Genomic DNA, 16,056 nt, shown 5'->3' with positions numbered 1-16,056 from the left:
CGACGCGGCGCTGCCGAGATACGATGCTCTTAAATGCCGCCGACGGGAACCACACGCCAATGGCTACGATGTACGACGTTCCGGCGGACGACCTCATCGAGGCGCTCGCCGACGATCTCGCGGATCGACTCGAGGAACCGGACTGGGCCAAGTTCGCCAAGACCGGCGTCGACAATGAACTCCCACCCGAACAGGAGGACTTCTGGGCAACCCGCGCCGCAAGCCTCCTGCGCAAGGTCGCCGACCGCGGTCCCGTCGGCGTCGAACGACTCTCGACGGAGTACGGCGGCGCGAAAGACGGCTCCAACCGCTATCAGGTCGCCCCCGACAAACGTGCCGATGGCTCGAAGAACCTGATTCGGACCATCCTCCAGCAGCTCGAAGAGGAAGGCCTCGTCGAGACCGCCGAAGGTGAGGGCCGTCGTGTTACGGCCGACGGACAGAGCCTGCTCGACGACACCGCCGGTGCAGTCCTCGAAGACCTCGACCGTCCGGAACTCGAGCGCTACGCGTAATTCGCGGGATCGTTTTCGTGCCGGTTTCACCGCCGAGAGCCATCGCTCTCCCGCGTCCGTAATCATTTTCCCGCCTGCGAAACAAGTGAATCACAGCTATGAGTGGCTCACCCGACGACGAACGACTCGAGGAGCTCCGGCAGAAGAAAATGGAGCAGCTTCAGGACCGCGCCGAGGGCGGTCAGGGAGACGAGGCCCAAGAAGCGGCCCAGCAACAGGCTGAAGCCCAGAAGAACGCCCTGTTGCGTCAGTACCTAACTGACGACGCCCGCAAGCGGCTCAACACGGTCAAGATGAGCAAACCCCAGTTCGGCGAGCAAGTCGAACGGCAGGTCGTCACCCTCGCCCGCAGCGGTCGTATTCAGGGGAAAATCGACGACGACAAGATGAAACAGCTCCTCAAAGAGCTGCAACCCGACTCCAAGAGCTTCGACATCCAGCGCCGGTGATGGAGCTCGGATTGCTCTACAGCGGCGGCAAGGACTCGACGCTCGCGGCGCTCTTGCTCGAGGAGTTCTATGACGTGACGCTCGTGACCGCACATTTCGGCATCAGCGACGACTGGAAACACGCCCACGAGACGGCCGAGACGGTCGGCTTCCCGTTCGACCGACTTGAGTGCGATCCCGACGTCGCTCACGAGGCTGTCGATTTGATCCGCGAGGATGGCTTTCCCCGAAACGGCATTCAACTGGTCCATGAACACGCACTCGAGCGACTTGCAACCCGCGAGTTCGACGCGATCGCAGATGGCACCCGCCGCGACGACCGCGTCCCGACGGTCTCGCGGGCCCAAGCCCAGAGCTTAGAGGACCGCCACGAGATCGACTACATCGCGCCACTGTCCGGGTTCGGCCGGTCCGCCGTCGATCGGTTGGTCGAAACACGACTGGACGTGACCGCCGGCCCCAGCGAGGAGATCGACAGGGCCGATTACGAGGCCGAACTTCGGGCACTCATCGCCGCCGAAGAGGGCCCGGAAGCGATTGCGGAGTACTTCCCCGATCACGATCAGACGTCCGTGACGAACGTTCGGTGACGGTCCCCAGCCGTCGCCGAACGAAAGAATAGAAGGTCGTCGTCGCCCAACGAGTGGTCATGTACGACCGGATCAAGGGATTTCGTGACTTCTATCCCGGCGAGATGTCGTCACGGCGGGCGACGACCGACGTGTTAGAGGAGACGGCCCGCGAGTACGGCTTCCGCGAGATCGGGACGCCGGCCTTAGAGCGCGCCGAGATGTGGACGGACAAAAGCGGCGACGAGATCGTCGACGAACTCTACGCCTTCGAGGACCAGAGCGGCCGCCACGTCACGCTGACGCCGGAACTGACGCCGACAGTCGCCCGGATGGTCGTCGCGAAACAACAGGAACTGTCGAAGCCGATCAAGTGGGTCTCGACGCGACCGTTCTGGCGCTACGAGCAGGTCCAGCAGGGCCGCTACCGGGAGTTCTACCAGACCAACGTCGACATCTTCGGCTCCTCGGAACCCGAAGCCGACGCCGAAATCCTCGCGTGGGCTGCCGACGCGATGACCGGCCTCGGGCTCACCGGTGAGCACTTCGAGTTCCGCATCTCCCACCGCGACATTCTCGGGGGCGTCCTCGAGAGCTATGATGCCGACATCGACACCGAGGCAGCGATCCGCGCGGTCGACAAGTCCGACAAGATCTCGCAGGTCGAGTATCACGACCTGCTGATCGATGCCGGGCTCTCGGCCGATCAGGCCGCCGAGTTCGCCGACCTCATCGCCGAAGGGGACCTCGAGGCCGTCGAGGCCTTCGCCGACACCGAGCGCGTGACCGCTGCTGTCGAAAACCTCCAGAACGTCCTCGACGCTGCCGAAGACTTCGGCGCACGCGAGTACTGTACGATATCCCTCGAGACGGCCCGCGGGCTGGACTACTACACGGGCGTCGTCTTCGAGTGTTTCGACTCCGCTGGCGAGGTTTCCCGGTCGATCTTCGGCGGCGGCCGCTACGACGACCTGATCGAGAGCTTCGGCGGCCAGCCGACGCCCGCAGTCGGCGTCGCACCCGGCCACGCGACGCTGTCGCTGTTGCTCCAGCGGGCCGGTGTCTGGCCCGAGGAGGAAGTGACGACCGACTACTACGTTCTCCAGATCGGCGACACGCGGGCTGAAGCAGCCCAAATCGTTCGCGACCTGCGCGAGCGGGACCATATCGTCGAGACCGACGTCGCCGGTCGTTCCTTCGGTGCGCAACTGAACTACGCGGATTCGATCAATGCCGAGACCGTCGTCATCGCTGGCGAACAGGACCTCGAAAACGACGAGGTGACGATCAAGGACATGGAATCTGGCGACCAGATGCAGGTTCCGGTCGACGCGTTCCCGGGTGACCTCGAGCGGCCGACGCTTGCGGACTTCGAGTAAGCGATTCGGATCGCGCGTCAGTAACCGCGACTGCCACTCGAGCGTTGTCGCCGCCGGCAGGCCCGAGAGCAGTACGCTTTTTGAACCCGTTTGCCAAGCATCACCGGCCGATGGACCGATCGGACTGGCAGACGGTGGGACTCGTTACGACGTGGCAGATCGCCGCGAGTATCTGTTATTACACTGTGTTCGCTGCGACGCCGTTTTTCCGGGATGCGTTCGGGCTCTCCCGGTTTTCGGTTGGACTCGTCGTCACCACACTCACCCTCGGCTACGCAGTCTTCCTGATTCCACTCGGCGCGCTGACGGACCGGTTTGGCGAACGAGTGACGCTGACACTCGGTCTCTTCGGGCTCGCAGCGGGGGCGGTACTGGTCGCTGGTGCGTCGACGTACGCGCTGTTGCTTGCAGCGGTGTTCGTTCTGGGATCGATGTACGGAACCGCGATGCCCGGCACGAACAAGGCGGTCTTCGACACCGTCGACCCGAACCATCAGAACCTCGCGATGGGAATCAAGCAAGTCGGCGTCACCGGCAGCAGCGGCAGTAGCGCGCTCCTGATCACTGGCCTCGCTGGCGTCCTGTTCTGGCAGGCCGGGTTTCTCGTCGCCGCTGGTGTCGGTTCCGTCGTCGCCGTCGGCTTCTATCTGGCCTACTCGAGCGATAGCAAGGGCAGTGCAAACGGCTATCCCGACTTTCGGGCGCTGCTCTCGAACCGGTCGTACGTCGCGTTGACGGCTGCCGGCTTCTTTCTTGGCGCAGCACTGTTTACCACCACCGGGTACACGGTCCTGTACGTCGAGGAATCGATCGGGGCGTCCGTCGCCTTCGGCGGCGTCGTCCTCGCGCTCGTCCAGGTGTTCGGCAGCGTCGGCCGCGTGCTGACCGGCTGGCTGAGCGACGTGCTGCCCGGCGAACCACGCGTCAGGATCGGACTGGTGCTCATCACCCAGTCGCTCGGCAGTGCGGCCATGTTCGTCGTGGTCGCGGCGACGACGGCCGAACGCGGTGCCGCGATCGCGTTTTCTGCCCTCGGCTTTTTCGTCCTCGGGTACACCGGCGTCTACTACTCCGTCATGGCGACGCTCGTCCGGGCCGACGAGATGGGCGGTGCGACCGCGGGCGGCCAGCTCGCGCTCACGAGTGGGGCACTCGTCGCGCCGCCTGCGTTCGGCTCACTCGCCGACACAGTCGGGTATCGAACTGGCTGGCTGTTTCTGGCCGCCGTCGTGACGATCGCTGCCGTGCTCCTCGTCTATGTCGTCCGGACGCCGCCGTCGGTCGCAACCCCTGCTGCGGCCGACACGTCCGAGTAGCCGCCCTCGAGCGTCGCCGACCGCCAGCAGGCCGTCTTACTCGAGTTCTTCGACGAGTTCGACGACGTAGCCGTCGGGATCCTCGACGAACGCGACGCGGAGGCCGAGGTCGTCCATCGTCGTCGGTGGTCGCTGGATTGGCGGATCGACGCGCTCGACCAGTCGCTCGACGGTTTCGTCGGTGCTTTCGACGCTGACGGCGACGTGTGCCATCGTCCCCGAATCGATGTCGGGACTGCCCTCGGGGTCGTACTTGAACTGAAACTCCGCGTTGTCGCCGCCGATGTAGACGTTTTCGACGCCGTCGTCGCCGGTGAACGACCAGTTCTCAGTCAGACCGAGTGCGTCGACGTAGAACTCACGCGTCCGTTCGATGTCCGAGACCAACAGCGCAGTGTGAATGACGTCCATATCGTGACCAAACGGTCGCCGGTCAAAGCGTTACTGGCGTGTCGCCGTTACTGCTGGGGCCGCTCTGCCTCGAGAAGGGCATCCATGAGCTTCGTCTGGGCCGCCGCGAGGTGTTCGGTAAACGTCGACCGTGCAACGCCGAGTTCTTCGGCGACGTCGGTCGCGTTCGCGCCCTTGGGATATTCGAAATAGCCCATCTCGTGGGCGGTCTCGACGATCTCCCGCTGCCGAGTCGTGAGCTGATTCCGATCGACGACGACCGGATCGGCGGTGACGTCCTCGTGATCCTGCGAGAGTTCTTCGACGATGATCCCATCGAAGGACGCGCGCAACTGCTCGACGATTTCGGTGATCGTATCGAGCTCGAGCGTCCGAAAGGACAGGTACAACGCGCCGTTCTGAGCACGGACGGACGAAACCGGCGTTCCAGTCTGTTCGATTATTTCACACGCACAGTTAGTATTGCTGTCACGCTCGAATCGGTAGATCGCTTCGCGATCGTTGGCTTGGACTGGCGTCACTTCGACACCGTGATCGCCGGCAATCGATGCGTCCGCCGCGACGCCGAACTCCTCGACGATCATCCCATTGGCCGTTGGCTGTGACGATCGGGAGACGCTATCGATCTGTTCGCCAGCACACGCCGAGACATCGGCGAGCGGACAGTCCATTGGCTCGTTGACCACGACCGTTGCACGAAAGCCCGTCATATCGGCTCGAACGGATGCACATAGCATAATCAGCACAGGCAATTCCCGCCGGATGAAAATTCAGCGTCCCGTCCGACAGGATGGCATCGCCGTTGTCCGATCGTGTATGAACCTGCTTGACCGGCAGTCTCGGCGGCGACTACAGTTTTTCGCGACTGATTCGGATATCGGTCGGCGTGATGATCATCTGGTCGTCGCCTTTCCGGACGATGTCGCCGTCGACCTCCTGGGCGACCTGTCGGAGTTCGTCGACGATGTGTTCGACGGTGCTGTCTTCGGTTCGCAAGCGGGTGATATCCGCGATGACGATGTCGCCGTCGTAGATGGCGTCTTTGATATCGATCGCATCGGCTTGCCCAGCGACTTCCGCGATGCGTACCTGCATCGTCGCCTCGGCTGAACTCGCAGAGACGTCTTCGAGATTCAGTTCGGCGTAGTCCTCGACAGTTCGCGACTGATTCCCACCGAGAATTTTGCTCATCAATCCCATAGGCGAGAAAGTCCGTCGCTGTGTCCATAGTTCTTACGTCAGACGTGACCGTTCACGTGTCGTGAACGAATCGCTGGCTGCTCGAGGCGCTCATACGGTATGCTGTACCGATGTACCGGCGATGGGGCGCGGTTTCGCCGGAAATGACTGACAGCGGTCCGTCTCAATCTCCCACTGTGAGTTCGTGACTGTCGGCCGAGTCGATACGCATCGATTCGTCGTGTGGCTTGATCTCGAGGCGGTGTCGCGAGAGGTACGGAACCAGCGTTCGGACCGAAAGCAGGCCACAGTAGCTGCCGTCGTCGACGACGGGGAGGTGTTTGACGCCGGCCGTTCGCATCGTTTCGGCGGCGTCGGACAGCGTCGCGGTCGGCGAAATCGTGGTCACTGGTGACGACATAACCATCCGAACGGCCGGCCTGTCGTCCGTTTCCGCGACCAGAGCGACGATATCCGATTGGGTGACGATGCCGACGATCGACCCGTCAACGACAACGGGGAGTGCAGACACATCAGCCCGTCGGAGAGACGTGGCTGCCTCGGACACGGGTGTGCCGGTGGTGATCGTCCGCGGCGAATGGAGGCGAACGGCGTCGACTGTCAGTTCGATCATCTCTAGTCCATGCTACCACGTACCAATATTTAAGTTCGGTGGGCATACGTCTTCTAGGTGCTAGTATTACTAGTCATACTTACACCTAAACGTCGAATATATTGTCATTTGTCTTTCGATACTGTCGAGGAAGCGACGTTTGAGGACGGAGCAACAGTTTCTGTACGGGAGCCGAGCCGGTGGTCGATCGATGGTGTCTGTCTGACTAGCCGGTAAACTCGTAGAGTTCGTCGCCGACGTGGTGCAGCGAGTCGACGACCTTTCCGCCGTCGCCGACCATGTCCGACCCCTCGACGCGGGCGCGACCGACCGCGAGTACTTTCCCGTGGGACTCCTCGGCGATGACGACCAGATCGTCCGGTGAGATATCGTCGGTGGCGTCCGTGATCCCAGGACGCATCACGTCTGCCCCGTCGCTGACGAACGAAACGGCCCCCGCGTCGACGGTGACCAGCCGCTTGTCGGGCTCGTAGGCATTGGCTCCACGAACCGTCGGGAACGGTTCCTCATCGAAGTATGCGACTTGTGGTTCACCGTCGATCAGGACGACCTCCCAGTCGGTGTCCTCGAACTCGACGAGTTCGTAGGTGTCTCCCTCGGGCGAGACGCCCAGATGTTCCTCGAGCGCGGTCTCGAGTTCCGAGACGGCGTCGCTACGGAGGTGGTGTCGTGATTTAACCTGCATACCCGTGCTACCGCCTGTACGCATTTAATAGATAAGATTCGCGCCCCGTGTCGGCGTCCGAGCCCCCTGCCAGCAGTGACGAGCCAGACCAGCGTTGGTCCACCAGCCAGCGACACCGTTCGCGGTCGCTCGCCCGGCCTGACCGTCACGGCGACCGTGAGGTGTGCCAATCGATAAGTACTCTCATGCCGTTAGCCCTGCGTATGTGGCCCTCTCGGAACCGGGTGGGAACGGTCACGTGCGTCGCCTGTGGTACCGAGCGACCGCGCGATGAGGCCCGCGAGTACGACAAACACGGCGATCGCTGGGATCGCGAGGACAAGACCTTCGAATACTTCTGTAAGTCCTGTCACCGCGAGTTGTGTCACCATCCTCGCACCGAACTCGAGGCACTGCTGGTCGAACTCGACGCGGACACGCAGAGCCAGGAGGCGTTTCTCGCGCGTTATCTCGCGGCTGTCGAAGAGCGATACGGCACGCTCGAGGAACACGAGCGGTAGCACCGCGCTCATCCTCTCGTAGGGCGTCGAACGCCTGGCCCGCGTCCCGACACGACTTTCACCCTCACGTCCGTAGCCGTCGCCATGAGTGACGACGCACAGGCCGAGGCCGGCACGGTCGATGGCCAAGGCCCCGTGGAGGTCTCGGAGGACCTCGCGCGCCATCTCGAGAACAAGCGCGAGGAATTGTTCGAGAAGTTCGAGATCCCCTATGAGTTCCCCCCGGAGGTCTTAGAGGAGGCCGAAGCCCGGACTGAGGGTGTAACACAGGAGATCAGCGACGAGATCGACGAGCGAAAAGACCTGCGTGAGCTGACGACGTGGACCACTGACCCGATCGACGCCCAGGACTTCGACGACGCACTGTCGATCGAAGAACGCGACGACGAGTACGTCCTCTGGGTGCACATCGCCGACGTAACCCACTACGTCAATCCCGAGACGGCGATGTGGGACGAAGCCGTCGAGCGCAGCAACACGGTCTATCTGCCCGGCTACACGGTCCATATGCTGCCGCCGGTGCTTGCAGAGACGGTCTGTTCGCTGGTGCCAAACGAGGAGCGACTGGCCCACACCGTCGAGATGCACCTCGACAAGGAGAACCTGACCTACGAGACCATCGAGATCTACAAGTCGGTCATCGAGTCCGACGAACGGCTTACCTACGCGCAGGCGGAAAACCGCCTCGACGACCCCGACGCACCGCTCCACGAGGAGAACACACTGGTCTACGACCTCGCCAACCGAATGCACGAACAGCGCAAGGAAGACGGCTCGCTCGTCCTCAATCCGAGCCGTGACCGCGCCCACACCATCATCGAAGAGTGCATGCTGAAGGCCAACAAGGCCGTCACGCACGAACTCATGTGGAACCGCGGTGTCTCGGCCATGTACCGGGTCCACCCCCAGCCAAGCCCCGACGAGTGGTCCGAAGCGCTCCAGGAGATTCAGGATCTCGATGGCGTCTCGATCCCCGGCAGCACCTGGGACGACCCCCGAAAAGCCGTCAACGCCACGCTCGAGGAAGCCCCTGACCGCCAACTCGACAAGATCCAGTGGGCCGTGATGAAGGTGATGCCTCGGGCCCGCTACATGAACGATCCGTTCGGCGGCCACCACGCGCTGAACTTCGAGATCTACGGCCACTTCACGAGCCCCATCCGCCGGCTGTCGGACCTGATCAACCACTGGATCGTCTACAAAAACGACGTGCCGGAGAACCTCGTCGAACTCTGCGATCGCGCAAGCGACAAGCAAAAAGACGCCGAGCAGTGCGAACGCGAGTACAAGACCTTCCTTCAGGAAGTCGGCCTCGACCCGATGGCGGTCAACAACCGTGGCATCGAGGTCGTCGATGAGGAAGAAGCAGAGAAGACGCTGTAACGACGCATCACAACTCCTTCTCGTAGACGTGCTCTTCGAGCCCGGCTGCCAGTCCGGACGACCGCGTCTCGACGCGATCGAAGCCTCGCGATTCGGAAAAGAAGATCCCGATCTCGTTATCTGTGAGGATAGGCAGCCGAACGCGGTCGAATCCAGGAGCAAGACTCGTCTCGAGGGTCTCGAGCAACGCCGTGCCGGTTCCCTCGTCCCAGACGGCGGGCCGGACGTACAGGCACGCGAGAAATGCGACTGCGGTGTCCTCGGGCCACGGAACGACGTGGGCGAAGCCATCGAGTTCGGGGGCTGCTCGGCAGCCGGCCTCGTCAGCAGATGCAGCGTTCGATGCCGTCTCGGCGACGATGAACGCGGCGTCGTCACGGCTTTCGGTGGTGGAGATTGCGGACTCGAGATCACCGATCGCATACCAGTCGTCGACGACGTCGTCGACTGTTTCGGAGCCGAGGACATCGTCGTAGACGGCATGCCAGCTCTCGCGTGCGATTTCGTGGACGGTCCAGATATCGTCGACCGTCGCCTGCCGGACGACTCGAGTCACGGGGGTGGCTATCACGGCAGCCGTCAAAAAGCGGCGGGCAACTGCCACCGATCCCTTACCGTCGCAGTGTGCGAGAAATCGATCCCCGTGGGTGCGCCGGTAAATCGGTACAGCAGACCGTATCAGTGTCCTGGGGCGTACGTATCGGAGAAGAGGTTGAGACAGATGACGCCACCGATGATGAGTGCGATGCCGACCAGCCCGGCGATGTCGACAGGTTCGTCGAACAGGACGACCCCGAGGAGTGCTGCGGCGACGATGCCGATCGCAGACCACGTCGCATAGACGAGCCCGATCGGAAACTCCTGCAGCGTCAGACTGAGGAAATAAAAGGACCCAATGTACCCCGCGATGACGACGGCGGACGGGACAGCATTGGTGAACCCATCCGAGAACTTGAGTGCCGTCGTCCCGGTCACTTCGGCTGCGATCGCGATTCCCAAATAAAGGTATGCTCGCATACCATATTATTGTTGAACAATTAATATAAAATTTATTTTGCGCTGACAGCTCGGCGATGCCTGCCCATAGGCGGTCCCCTTCTGGCATGCTCGGTCACTCGCCGAGGTGTCCCTGACCTGCCTTACCGAGAAATGCCCTCGCTGCTGTCTTTGACGACGGCGTCGACCTCGTCGGCAGTGACGAGGGCTGCGTCGCCGGGGATCGTCCGCTTGAGCGCGGCCGTCGCCGCGGCGTACTCGAGGGCAGTCGGCACGTCGTCGCCGTCGAGTCGGCGGGCGATGAACGCGCCGGTAAAGGCGTCGCCGGTGCCGATCGGATCGACGGTGTCGGTCTCGTAGGCCGCATGATCGTGGACGACGCTGTCGTGCCAGCCGACCGCGCCTTCCTCGCCGCGGGTGACGACGACGGTCGTGAAGTCGTACTGGGAGCCGAGTTTGTGGGCGAGCTGGCGCGGGTCGCCTTCGAACCCGAGGACGGTGCGAGCATCGCGGGCGGCGATCACGAGGATGTCGATTCCCGGAAACAGTTTCGTCAGCGTCTCTCTGGCCTCGTCGGGCGACCAGAGCTTGCGCCGATAGTTGAAATCGAAGGCGGTCGACGTGCCGCCCTTGCGGGCTGCTTTGAGCAGGTTCAGCGTCGTATCCCGGAGTGTCGTCGAGAGCGCGGGCGTGATCCCGGTCGTAAAGAACACCTGCGCGTTCTGAATCAGGTCGATGTCGAACTCGCGTGCCTCCGCGGTCGAGATGGCGGTGTTTTCCCGGTCGTAGATCACGTTCGTCCCGCGTGGCTCGCCTGCATGCTCGAGATAGTAGGTCCCTTGTCGTCCGCGGTGGCTCCAGACGACGTCCGTCCCGATGCCGTGGCCCTGGAGTTCGCCGACGACGCGGCGGCCAAGCGGCGTCTCGGGGACTTTCGACAGCCAGGTCGCCGACGCGCCCAGTCGACTCGCCGCGATGGCGACGTTGCTCTCTGCACCGCCGGCACGAACCTCGAGCTCGTCGGTGTTCTCGAGACGCTCGGAGCCCGGTGGCGACAGCCGGAGCATCGTCTCGCCGAACGTAACGATATCGCTCACGGAGCGACCACCCGAATCGCGAGGGCGCAAACGGCAGTCTGTCCGCCAGTCATGGTTCTGTCAACGGACGGCACCGATATAAGTTATGGCGGTCAGTCGACGAACGAACCACCGAATCGCCCGCTGGCGACCGGCTGCGGATTGGGTTCTAGAGCCGAAGACAGCTGTAGTCGGCCTCGAGCTACCGGTTCTCGGTCAGCGGCGACGGGACCGACACGACCGTCGTCTCGCCGTCGGGTTCGCGGTCGACGTCGATCCCGACATCTTCGAGCAGCGCACAGCCCGTCTCGACGTGATCGGTTACGGCCGGGATGCGAACCCGTCCGCCGGCGACTGCGAGGACGACCAGCAACTGGTCGGCCATGTGACGGTCGACAGGGGCGCTCCCCTCGAGAAATCGGATCGCGGCGTCGGCGGCGTCTTCGCCGACGCGTTCGGCTGGCGTGCCGCGCTCGCCGAGGGCCGAAAAGCCAGCGATGCCGGTCCCGTGATCGATCCGGAGCACTAGCGCGGAACCCGGACAGGCGCTTTCAGCAGTCGTCTCACAGCGCTCTTCGAGATCGAGCGTGGCGTCGTGAGCCAGCCGCTCGAGCGCCCCCGCAGCTTGGCGGTGTGCCACGTCGCGGTCAGCCAGCGATGCCGATTCGGTCGAATAGAGCCGCAGCCGCTCGATCGGGCCACGATCGACGAGTTCGACGCGCTCGAGCGTCGAGGGCGCGAGTTGCAGCGTCGCCCGGCCGCCGCCAGCGGGGTAGAACCCTCGTCGGTCGATCTCACAGGCAGCCGCGAGGCCGAATCGGCGAAGCAGGGGCAGTTTCACGTACCGAAGATAATCCAGCGGCGGCGACCACGCTACGTCCGTCCCCCCGGTCACGGTCACCGACAGCGGCGACTCGAGGATCGTCGCAAGCGGCAGGAGGGTATCGAACAGCAGCGTGGCGCTGCCCGCGGTTCCGATGTCGACCGTGTACTCACCGCCTGCGAGTCGGCCGCGACCTGTTCGATCAGGGGCTGGCTCGAGCGTCGGCTCGAATTCGATCGTTTCCGCGCCGAGTTCGTCGCCCGACACGTCGGCGTCACACACGTCGGCGATCGTCTCGAGGGCCGCCAGATGCTGGTGGGCTAGTCCCGGATTCGGTCGATCACCGCGGACGTTCTCGAGGCGAACCGGTTCGTTCTCGAGGACCGACAGCGCGAGCGCGGTCCGGAGAAACTGGCCGCCGGCGCTCGCCCCGTCGAGGACGCGAGGAGAGGTCATAGGCGGTGCTACGGGCTCGAGAATCCTATACTGTTGGACACCGATAGTGACGACTCGGGTGTTTTGGACGGTGTGCCGACAGCAGAAAGGGATCGTCACCAGCGCGTCGGTCTGGTGGAGGGCACACTGGAGACGACAGTCAGCTACCTGTGGGTGCCGATCAGTCGTCAGCGACGCTCATCGAGTCCTGGCTGGTCGGCTTCGACTTGAGCGGCTGGCCGCCCAGCGGGAGGACTTCGGCGTCGAAGCTCCAGTTGGTCACTTCCGCGATGCTGATGTAGAGTGCACCCGCGCCGGTGACGAGTCCGAGGTAGCCACCGAGGGTGACCAGCGACGCGATCCCGAGGATATCGCCGAAGGCGAGCAGGAAGAACGTGATCGAGAGCACGAGGAAGACGCTCCAGAGCGCCCAGTTGAGCTTGAACGTGCTGATCCACATTCCAACGGTGAACAGCCCCCAGACGAGGAGGACGACCCCGATCGCCTGTGCGCCGACCGACGGGAGGAGCCCGTTGTGGGTCATCGTGATGAGGAGGCCAAACCAAATCCAGAACGCACCGTAGCTGGTAAAGGCGGTCAGTCCGAAGGTATTGCCTTCGTTGTACTCCAGCATCCCGACGAGCAACTGGACGAAGCCGCCAAAGCCGAGTGCCATCGGAATCAGCGCCATTTCGAGTTCGAGACCGAAGAGTCCGGAGTTGACGAGGCTCAGCAAAATCGTCGTGAGGCTGAACGCAGCCAGGCCAAGGGGACCCGGGTTTCCGGTGTTGGTATTTGCAGGCATCAAAACACCATAGTGAATACCGGGTTATAAAGCATGATGTTTGGACAAAAATGGTGACAGACTCCAGTAGTATGATGCGCTAGCGAGGCTCACAGATCGCCACCGAACATGTCTGATAGTGACACACAATATAGGTATTCTCTGCCGCGGTAATATATGTCACAAACGGAATTCGCATGCAGGAGTCGTGGTCACTGACCCTGCCTCCGCTGTGAACTTAATAAAATAATAATGATGAATCTGCCGATTTGTATCTCGCTGGCCGCTCGAGACATATCTAATGTATATGATACACAGTATCAAAACTAGCTGATAATATACTCCCGATGGCGGGGACTGACGGTTTCTATCCTTCCGATTGTGAACAAACGGCTGTCAGTACGACGGAGTCAGTTGCAGGTCCTGTGGATACGACCCAACTCGCTTGTCTCGCGGCCGACGATGCGCTCGCCGGTGGCGTGCGCGTCTATACGCCGCTTGGCTATCGAATCGCGTTCGCTATTGCCACCGCCGCCGGCGCGATCTCGTTTTGCTGTGCGATCTGGCTCTACCGACACGAGCGCACGGCCTACCGCACATCTCGAGGAACCTAGCCGCTGTGACCTGGATAATCCCGCTCGAACCGCGCTTCGAGTTCGGCCTCGTCGAACGTGACGAGTACCGGTCGCCCGTGCGGACAGGAATAGGGGTTCTCACAGTCGTCTAACGCCTCGAGCAGGTCGATCACCGACCCCTCGGTCAGCGATGTGTTCCCCGTGATCGAGGGATAACAGGCCAGATCGCCGAGGAACTGGTCGGCCAGCGCATCGACCGTCTCGGCCCCTGCCTCGTCATCGCCGTCGACAAAGGCGGTGAGCACGTCCCGCAGTCGATCCGGCTCGAGCGTCTCCTCGAGCACCGCTGGCACTGTTGTCACGGCGATCGTTCGATCGTCGACTCGGTCGGCATAGAACCCAAGCCGCGAGAGCGCCTCGCGGTAGTGGGTGAAGGCTTCGACCTCCGCGGCGGTCAACTCGAGTTCGACGGGTTCGGCGAGCGCTTGCGCGGTCGGATCGTCGGCGAACGCGTCCTGCAGGCGTTCGTAGTTGACCCGCTCGTCGGCGGCGTGCTGGTCGATCAGGACGAGTCCATCGGGCGTTTCACAGACCAGATAGGTATCGTGGAGTTGGCCAAGCATGCGCAACGACGGCAGCGAGTCGAACTCGGTTTCGTCGCCCGTCGCAGCGTTGCCGGTCAGCGTTCGCTGTTCGGTGGCGGTCCTGAACGTGCCTGCGTGGGCTGTCGCGTCGCGATCGTCCTGTGGGTCGTCGTCTCGAGGCGAGGCGGATCGGCTCGCGTCGGCCGCCGTCGCCGCCGAATCGGCCGTCGTCTCGCTACCTGTTCCGCGCTCTGGATCAGTGCTCGGCTCCGCCGCAGTTGTCGACGACTCGTCCGGCTCGCTCGTATTTGGCGTCGGCTGCGATGTGCGCTCGGTGCTGGCATCGCCCCCACTTGAGGCGACTCCTGCATCGGTACTCGCCGGTTCGGGATCAGCGGTCGATGGCACGTTGTCCGTCCCGTCGTCGGCTGTGGCTGCCGGGTCGCTTTCGTTTCCATCTGTGTCGCTGGTCGGTGTCACACCGCCAGTGCTCTCCTCGAGCGTCGTCGACTCGGAGTCGGGTGTCCCGGTCTCGACTCCGGGCTCGACCCGCGCCTCGCCCGGTGCTGACCGGCCCCGTGGTGCACGCGAGCGCAGCAGGCCGTGCTCGAGTAGCGCCGACTCGACGGCGGCGTCGACCTGCCGCCGGACCGCATCGTCGTCGTCGAAGCGTACCTCTCGCTTGCGCGGGTGGACGTTCACGTCGACCGCGTCGCCGGGGACCTCGAGAAAGAGCGTGACGAAGGGGTAGCGGTCGCCACCCAGTTGCGTGCCGTATGCACCCATGATCCCCTCGCGGACGGCATCGGCGGTCACAGCTCGGCCGTTGACGTAGGTTGCGAGGTACTCCCGACTCGAGCGGTTCGTCTCGGGATGGGAGACGAGCCCCGAGACGGACTCGAGCGGCCCCGGTGGAAGCGCATCGCCGTCGGTCTCGACGGGGATCATCGACGAGGCGACCTCGCGGCCGTAGACCGACAGCACGGCAGCCTGGAGGTCGCCCTGCCCGGTCGTCGCGAACACTTCGCGGCCGTCGTGGGTCAGCGAGACGGCCACGTCGGGATTCGCGAGCGCATAACGCGTGACGACGCGGTTGACGTGAGCGAACTCCGTCGCCGTCGTCTTCAGAAACTTCCGGCGGGCGGGCGTGTTATAAAAGAGGTCCTCGACCTCGACGATCGTCCCCGTGGGACAGCCCGTCGGCTCGACGCTCGTCACGTCGCCGCCCTCGTAGACGAGTTCCGTCCCCGCGCCCTCGCCGTCGCGCGGGCGCGAGCGGATCGTCAGCCGTGACACCGATCCGATCGTGTGCAGGGCCTCGCCACGAAAGCCCAGCGTGGCAACGCCTGACTCTAAGTCCTCGAGGCCGTCGATCTTGCTCGTCGTGTGCTCGCGGACGGCCGCCCGGAGGTCCGCCTCGCTCATCCCGTGGCCGTCGTCGGCGACCCGGATCAGTTCGGTGCCGCCGTCCTCGACGGTGACGTCGACGCTCGAGGCGTCGGCATCTAAGCTGTTCTCGACCAGTTCCTTGACGGCGCTGGCGGGCCGTTCGACGACCTCGCCGGCGGCGATACGGGCGACGGTATCTTCGTCTAGCTGGTGGATCTCGGTCTCGCCGTCCGATGGAAGAGGCTCGTCACTCATGATAGACAGCGTCGGCACGCAACGGGGGAGACGCGCCTGATGTGATAGATATCTCTACAGATGGCTGCTGGTTAGGTTTTACCGTCTGGAGTCGCGCGTTCGAACGCGTCCTCCACTCG

At 63.3% G+C, this 16,056-nt stretch carries 19 protein-coding genes; 8 read left to right on the top strand and 11 right to left on the bottom strand.

The annotated features are described in order from the left end of the window. The first annotated feature begins 59 nt into the window (after positions 1–59). The 5 genes from BDK88_RS02400 (at position 60) to BDK88_RS02380 (ending at position 4,228) form a co-directional block, all read left to right on the top strand. Positions 60–515, top strand: a complete 456-nt coding sequence (locus BDK88_RS02400) for a 30S ribosomal protein S19e (RefSeq protein WP_130499008.1) — start codon at positions 60–62, stop codon at positions 513–515. Between the two features lie 98 nt (positions 516–613). Then, complete coding sequence (locus BDK88_RS02395) at positions 614–964, top strand: DNA-binding protein (protein ID WP_092930405.1); 351 nt, start codon at positions 614–616, stop codon at positions 962–964. Next, positions 964–1,554: a DUF7411 family protein gene (locus BDK88_RS02390; protein WP_130499007.1), complete on the top strand. Its 591-nt coding sequence runs from the start codon at positions 964–966 to the stop codon at positions 1,552–1,554. Before BDK88_RS02395 ends, BDK88_RS02390 begins: the two co-directional genes overlap by 1 nt. Before the next feature lie 59 nt (positions 1,555–1,613). Beyond that, the gene (hisS, locus tag BDK88_RS02385; RefSeq protein WP_130499006.1) at positions 1,614–2,912 is read left to right on the top strand and encodes a histidine--tRNA ligase; all 1,299 of its coding nucleotides are present in this window, start codon (positions 1,614–1,616) and stop codon (positions 2,910–2,912) included. A gap of 110 nt (positions 2,913–3,022) precedes the next feature. After that, positions 3,023–4,228 carry an MFS transporter gene (locus BDK88_RS02380; protein ID WP_130499005.1) on the top strand — a complete coding sequence of 402 codons (1,206 nt, stop codon included), beginning with the start codon at positions 3,023–3,025 and terminating at the stop codon, positions 4,226–4,228. A gap of 36 nt (positions 4,229–4,264) precedes the next feature. Here the strand turns inward: BDK88_RS02380 and BDK88_RS02375 are convergent, their stop codons facing one another. From BDK88_RS02375 to BDK88_RS02355, 5 genes are all read right to left on the bottom strand, one after another. Then, a complete protein-coding gene (locus tag BDK88_RS02375) occupies positions 4,265–4,639 on the bottom strand; it encodes a VOC family protein (protein WP_130499004.1) in 375 nt (124 codons plus the stop codon). A 47-nt stretch (positions 4,640–4,686) separates the two neighbouring features. Further along, positions 4,687–5,349: a helix-turn-helix domain-containing protein gene (locus tag BDK88_RS02370; protein WP_130499003.1), complete on the bottom strand. Its 663-nt coding sequence runs from the start codon at positions 5,347–5,349 to the stop codon at positions 4,687–4,689. A gap of 139 nt (positions 5,350–5,488) precedes the next feature. After that, a complete protein-coding gene (locus BDK88_RS02365; RefSeq protein ID WP_092930393.1) occupies positions 5,489–5,839 on the bottom strand; it encodes a cell division protein SepF in 351 nt (116 codons plus the stop codon). A gap of 163 nt (positions 5,840–6,002) precedes the next feature. Further along, complete coding sequence (locus BDK88_RS02360) at positions 6,003–6,452, bottom strand: CBS domain-containing protein (protein WP_130499002.1); 450 nt, start codon at positions 6,450–6,452, stop codon at positions 6,003–6,005. A 205-nt stretch (positions 6,453–6,657) separates the two neighbouring features. Then, positions 6,658–7,137 carry an RNA-binding protein gene (locus BDK88_RS02355; RefSeq protein ID WP_130499001.1) on the bottom strand — a complete coding sequence of 160 codons (480 nt, stop codon included), beginning with the start codon at positions 7,135–7,137 and terminating at the stop codon, positions 6,658–6,660. 203 nt (positions 7,138–7,340) lie between these two features. Here BDK88_RS02355 and BDK88_RS02350 point away from each other — a divergent pair, with 203 nt between their 5' ends. Continuing rightward, positions 7,341–7,637 carry a DUF7562 family protein gene (locus BDK88_RS02350; RefSeq protein WP_130499000.1) on the top strand — a complete coding sequence of 99 codons (297 nt, stop codon included), beginning with the start codon at positions 7,341–7,343 and terminating at the stop codon, positions 7,635–7,637. A gap of 84 nt (positions 7,638–7,721) precedes the next feature. Then, positions 7,722–9,020, top strand: coding sequence for an RNB domain-containing ribonuclease (locus BDK88_RS02345; protein ID WP_130498999.1), 1,299 nt, complete (start codon positions 7,722–7,724; stop codon positions 9,018–9,020). 7 nt (positions 9,021–9,027) lie between these two features. On the opposite strand, the gene BDK88_RS02340 is transcribed toward BDK88_RS02345, so the two are convergent. The 5 genes from BDK88_RS02340 to BDK88_RS02320 form a co-directional block, all read right to left on the bottom strand. Beyond that, positions 9,028–9,576, bottom strand: a complete 549-nt coding sequence (locus tag BDK88_RS02340) for a GNAT family N-acetyltransferase (protein ID WP_130498998.1) — start codon at positions 9,574–9,576, stop codon at positions 9,028–9,030. Positions 9,577–9,698: 122 nt separating this feature from the next. Continuing rightward, the gene (locus tag BDK88_RS02335) at positions 9,699–10,037 is read right to left on the bottom strand and encodes a DMT family transporter (RefSeq protein WP_130498997.1); all 339 of its coding nucleotides are present in this window, start codon (positions 10,035–10,037) and stop codon (positions 9,699–9,701) included. Positions 10,038–10,159: 122 nt separating this feature from the next. Beyond that, positions 10,160–11,113 carry a bifunctional 2-dehydro-3-deoxygluconokinase/2-dehydro-3-deoxygalactonokinase gene (gene kdgK1, locus BDK88_RS02330; protein ID WP_130498996.1) on the bottom strand — a complete coding sequence of 318 codons (954 nt, stop codon included), beginning with the start codon at positions 11,111–11,113 and terminating at the stop codon, positions 10,160–10,162. Between the two features lie 181 nt (positions 11,114–11,294). Further along, positions 11,295–12,371: an RNA 3'-terminal phosphate cyclase gene (gene rtcA, locus BDK88_RS02325; RefSeq protein WP_130498995.1), complete on the bottom strand. Its 1,077-nt coding sequence runs from the start codon at positions 12,369–12,371 to the stop codon at positions 11,295–11,297. Between the two features lie 160 nt (positions 12,372–12,531). After that, positions 12,532–13,155 (bottom strand): acetate uptake transporter, encoded by a 624-nt coding sequence (locus BDK88_RS02320; protein ID WP_130498994.1) that lies wholly within the window; start codon positions 13,153–13,155, stop codon positions 12,532–12,534. Between the two features lie 404 nt (positions 13,156–13,559). Here BDK88_RS02320 and BDK88_RS02315 point away from each other — a divergent pair, with 404 nt between their 5' ends. Beyond that, entirely contained in the window at positions 13,560–13,748 is a 189-nt protein-coding gene (locus BDK88_RS02315; protein WP_394342657.1) for a hypothetical protein, read from the top strand. Here BDK88_RS02315 and mutL read toward each other — a convergent pair. Beyond that, on the bottom strand, positions 13,745–15,937 hold the full coding sequence (mutL, locus tag BDK88_RS02310) for a DNA mismatch repair endonuclease MutL (protein WP_130498993.1): 2,193 nt from the start codon (positions 15,935–15,937) through the stop codon (positions 13,745–13,747). The two genes, BDK88_RS02315 and mutL, sit on opposite strands and share 4 nt — an antisense overlap. Between the last annotated feature and the right edge of the window lie 119 nt (positions 15,938–16,056).

Origin of the sequence: Natrinema hispanicum, from assembly GCF_004217335.1 — an archaeon.
Classification (GTDB): domain Archaea; phylum Halobacteriota; class Halobacteria; order Halobacteriales; family Natrialbaceae; genus Natrinema; species Natrinema hispanicum.
The sequence above is the reverse complement of the archived record's forward strand: the minus strand, read 5'-3'. Positions and strand labels throughout refer to the sequence as shown.

Coding starts and splice junctions, on each gene's coding strand:
- BDK88_RS02320 (WP_130498994.1), bottom strand. CDS start 13,155: ATGCCTGCAAATACCAACACCGGAAACCCGGGTCCCCTTGGCCTGGCT.
- mutL (WP_130498993.1), bottom strand. CDS start 15,937: ATGAGTGACGAGCCTCTTCCATCGGACGGCGAGACCGAGATCCACCAG.
- BDK88_RS02380 (WP_130499005.1), top strand. CDS start 3,023: ATGGACCGATCGGACTGGCAGACGGTGGGACTCGTTACGACGTGGCAG.
- hisS (WP_130499006.1), top strand. CDS start 1,614: ATGTACGACCGGATCAAGGGATTTCGTGACTTCTATCCCGGCGAGATG.
- BDK88_RS02395 (WP_092930405.1), top strand. CDS start 614: ATGAGTGGCTCACCCGACGACGAACGACTCGAGGAGCTCCGGCAGAAG.
- BDK88_RS02335 (WP_130498997.1), bottom strand. CDS start 10,037: ATGCGAGCATACCTTTATTTGGGAATCGCGATCGCAGCCGAAGTGACC.
- BDK88_RS02400 (WP_130499008.1), top strand. CDS start 60: ATGGCTACGATGTACGACGTTCCGGCGGACGACCTCATCGAGGCGCTC.
- BDK88_RS02365 (WP_092930393.1), bottom strand. CDS start 5,839: ATGGGATTGATGAGCAAAATTCTCGGTGGGAATCAGTCGCGAACTGTC.
- BDK88_RS02345 (WP_130498999.1), top strand. CDS start 7,722: ATGAGTGACGACGCACAGGCCGAGGCCGGCACGGTCGATGGCCAAGGC.
- BDK88_RS02390 (WP_130499007.1), top strand. CDS start 964: ATGGAGCTCGGATTGCTCTACAGCGGCGGCAAGGACTCGACGCTCGCG.
- BDK88_RS02360 (WP_130499002.1), bottom strand. CDS start 6,452: ATGATCGAACTGACAGTCGACGCCGTTCGCCTCCATTCGCCGCGGACG.
- BDK88_RS02375 (WP_130499004.1), bottom strand. CDS start 4,639: ATGGACGTCATTCACACTGCGCTGTTGGTCTCGGACATCGAACGGACG.
- rtcA (WP_130498995.1), bottom strand. CDS start 12,371: ATGACCTCTCCTCGCGTCCTCGACGGGGCGAGCGCCGGCGGCCAGTTT.
- BDK88_RS02355 (WP_130499001.1), bottom strand. CDS start 7,137: ATGCAGGTTAAATCACGACACCACCTCCGTAGCGACGCCGTCTCGGAA.
- BDK88_RS02370 (WP_130499003.1), bottom strand. CDS start 5,349: ATGACGGGCTTTCGTGCAACGGTCGTGGTCAACGAGCCAATGGACTGT.
- BDK88_RS02350 (WP_130499000.1), top strand. CDS start 7,341: ATGTGGCCCTCTCGGAACCGGGTGGGAACGGTCACGTGCGTCGCCTGT.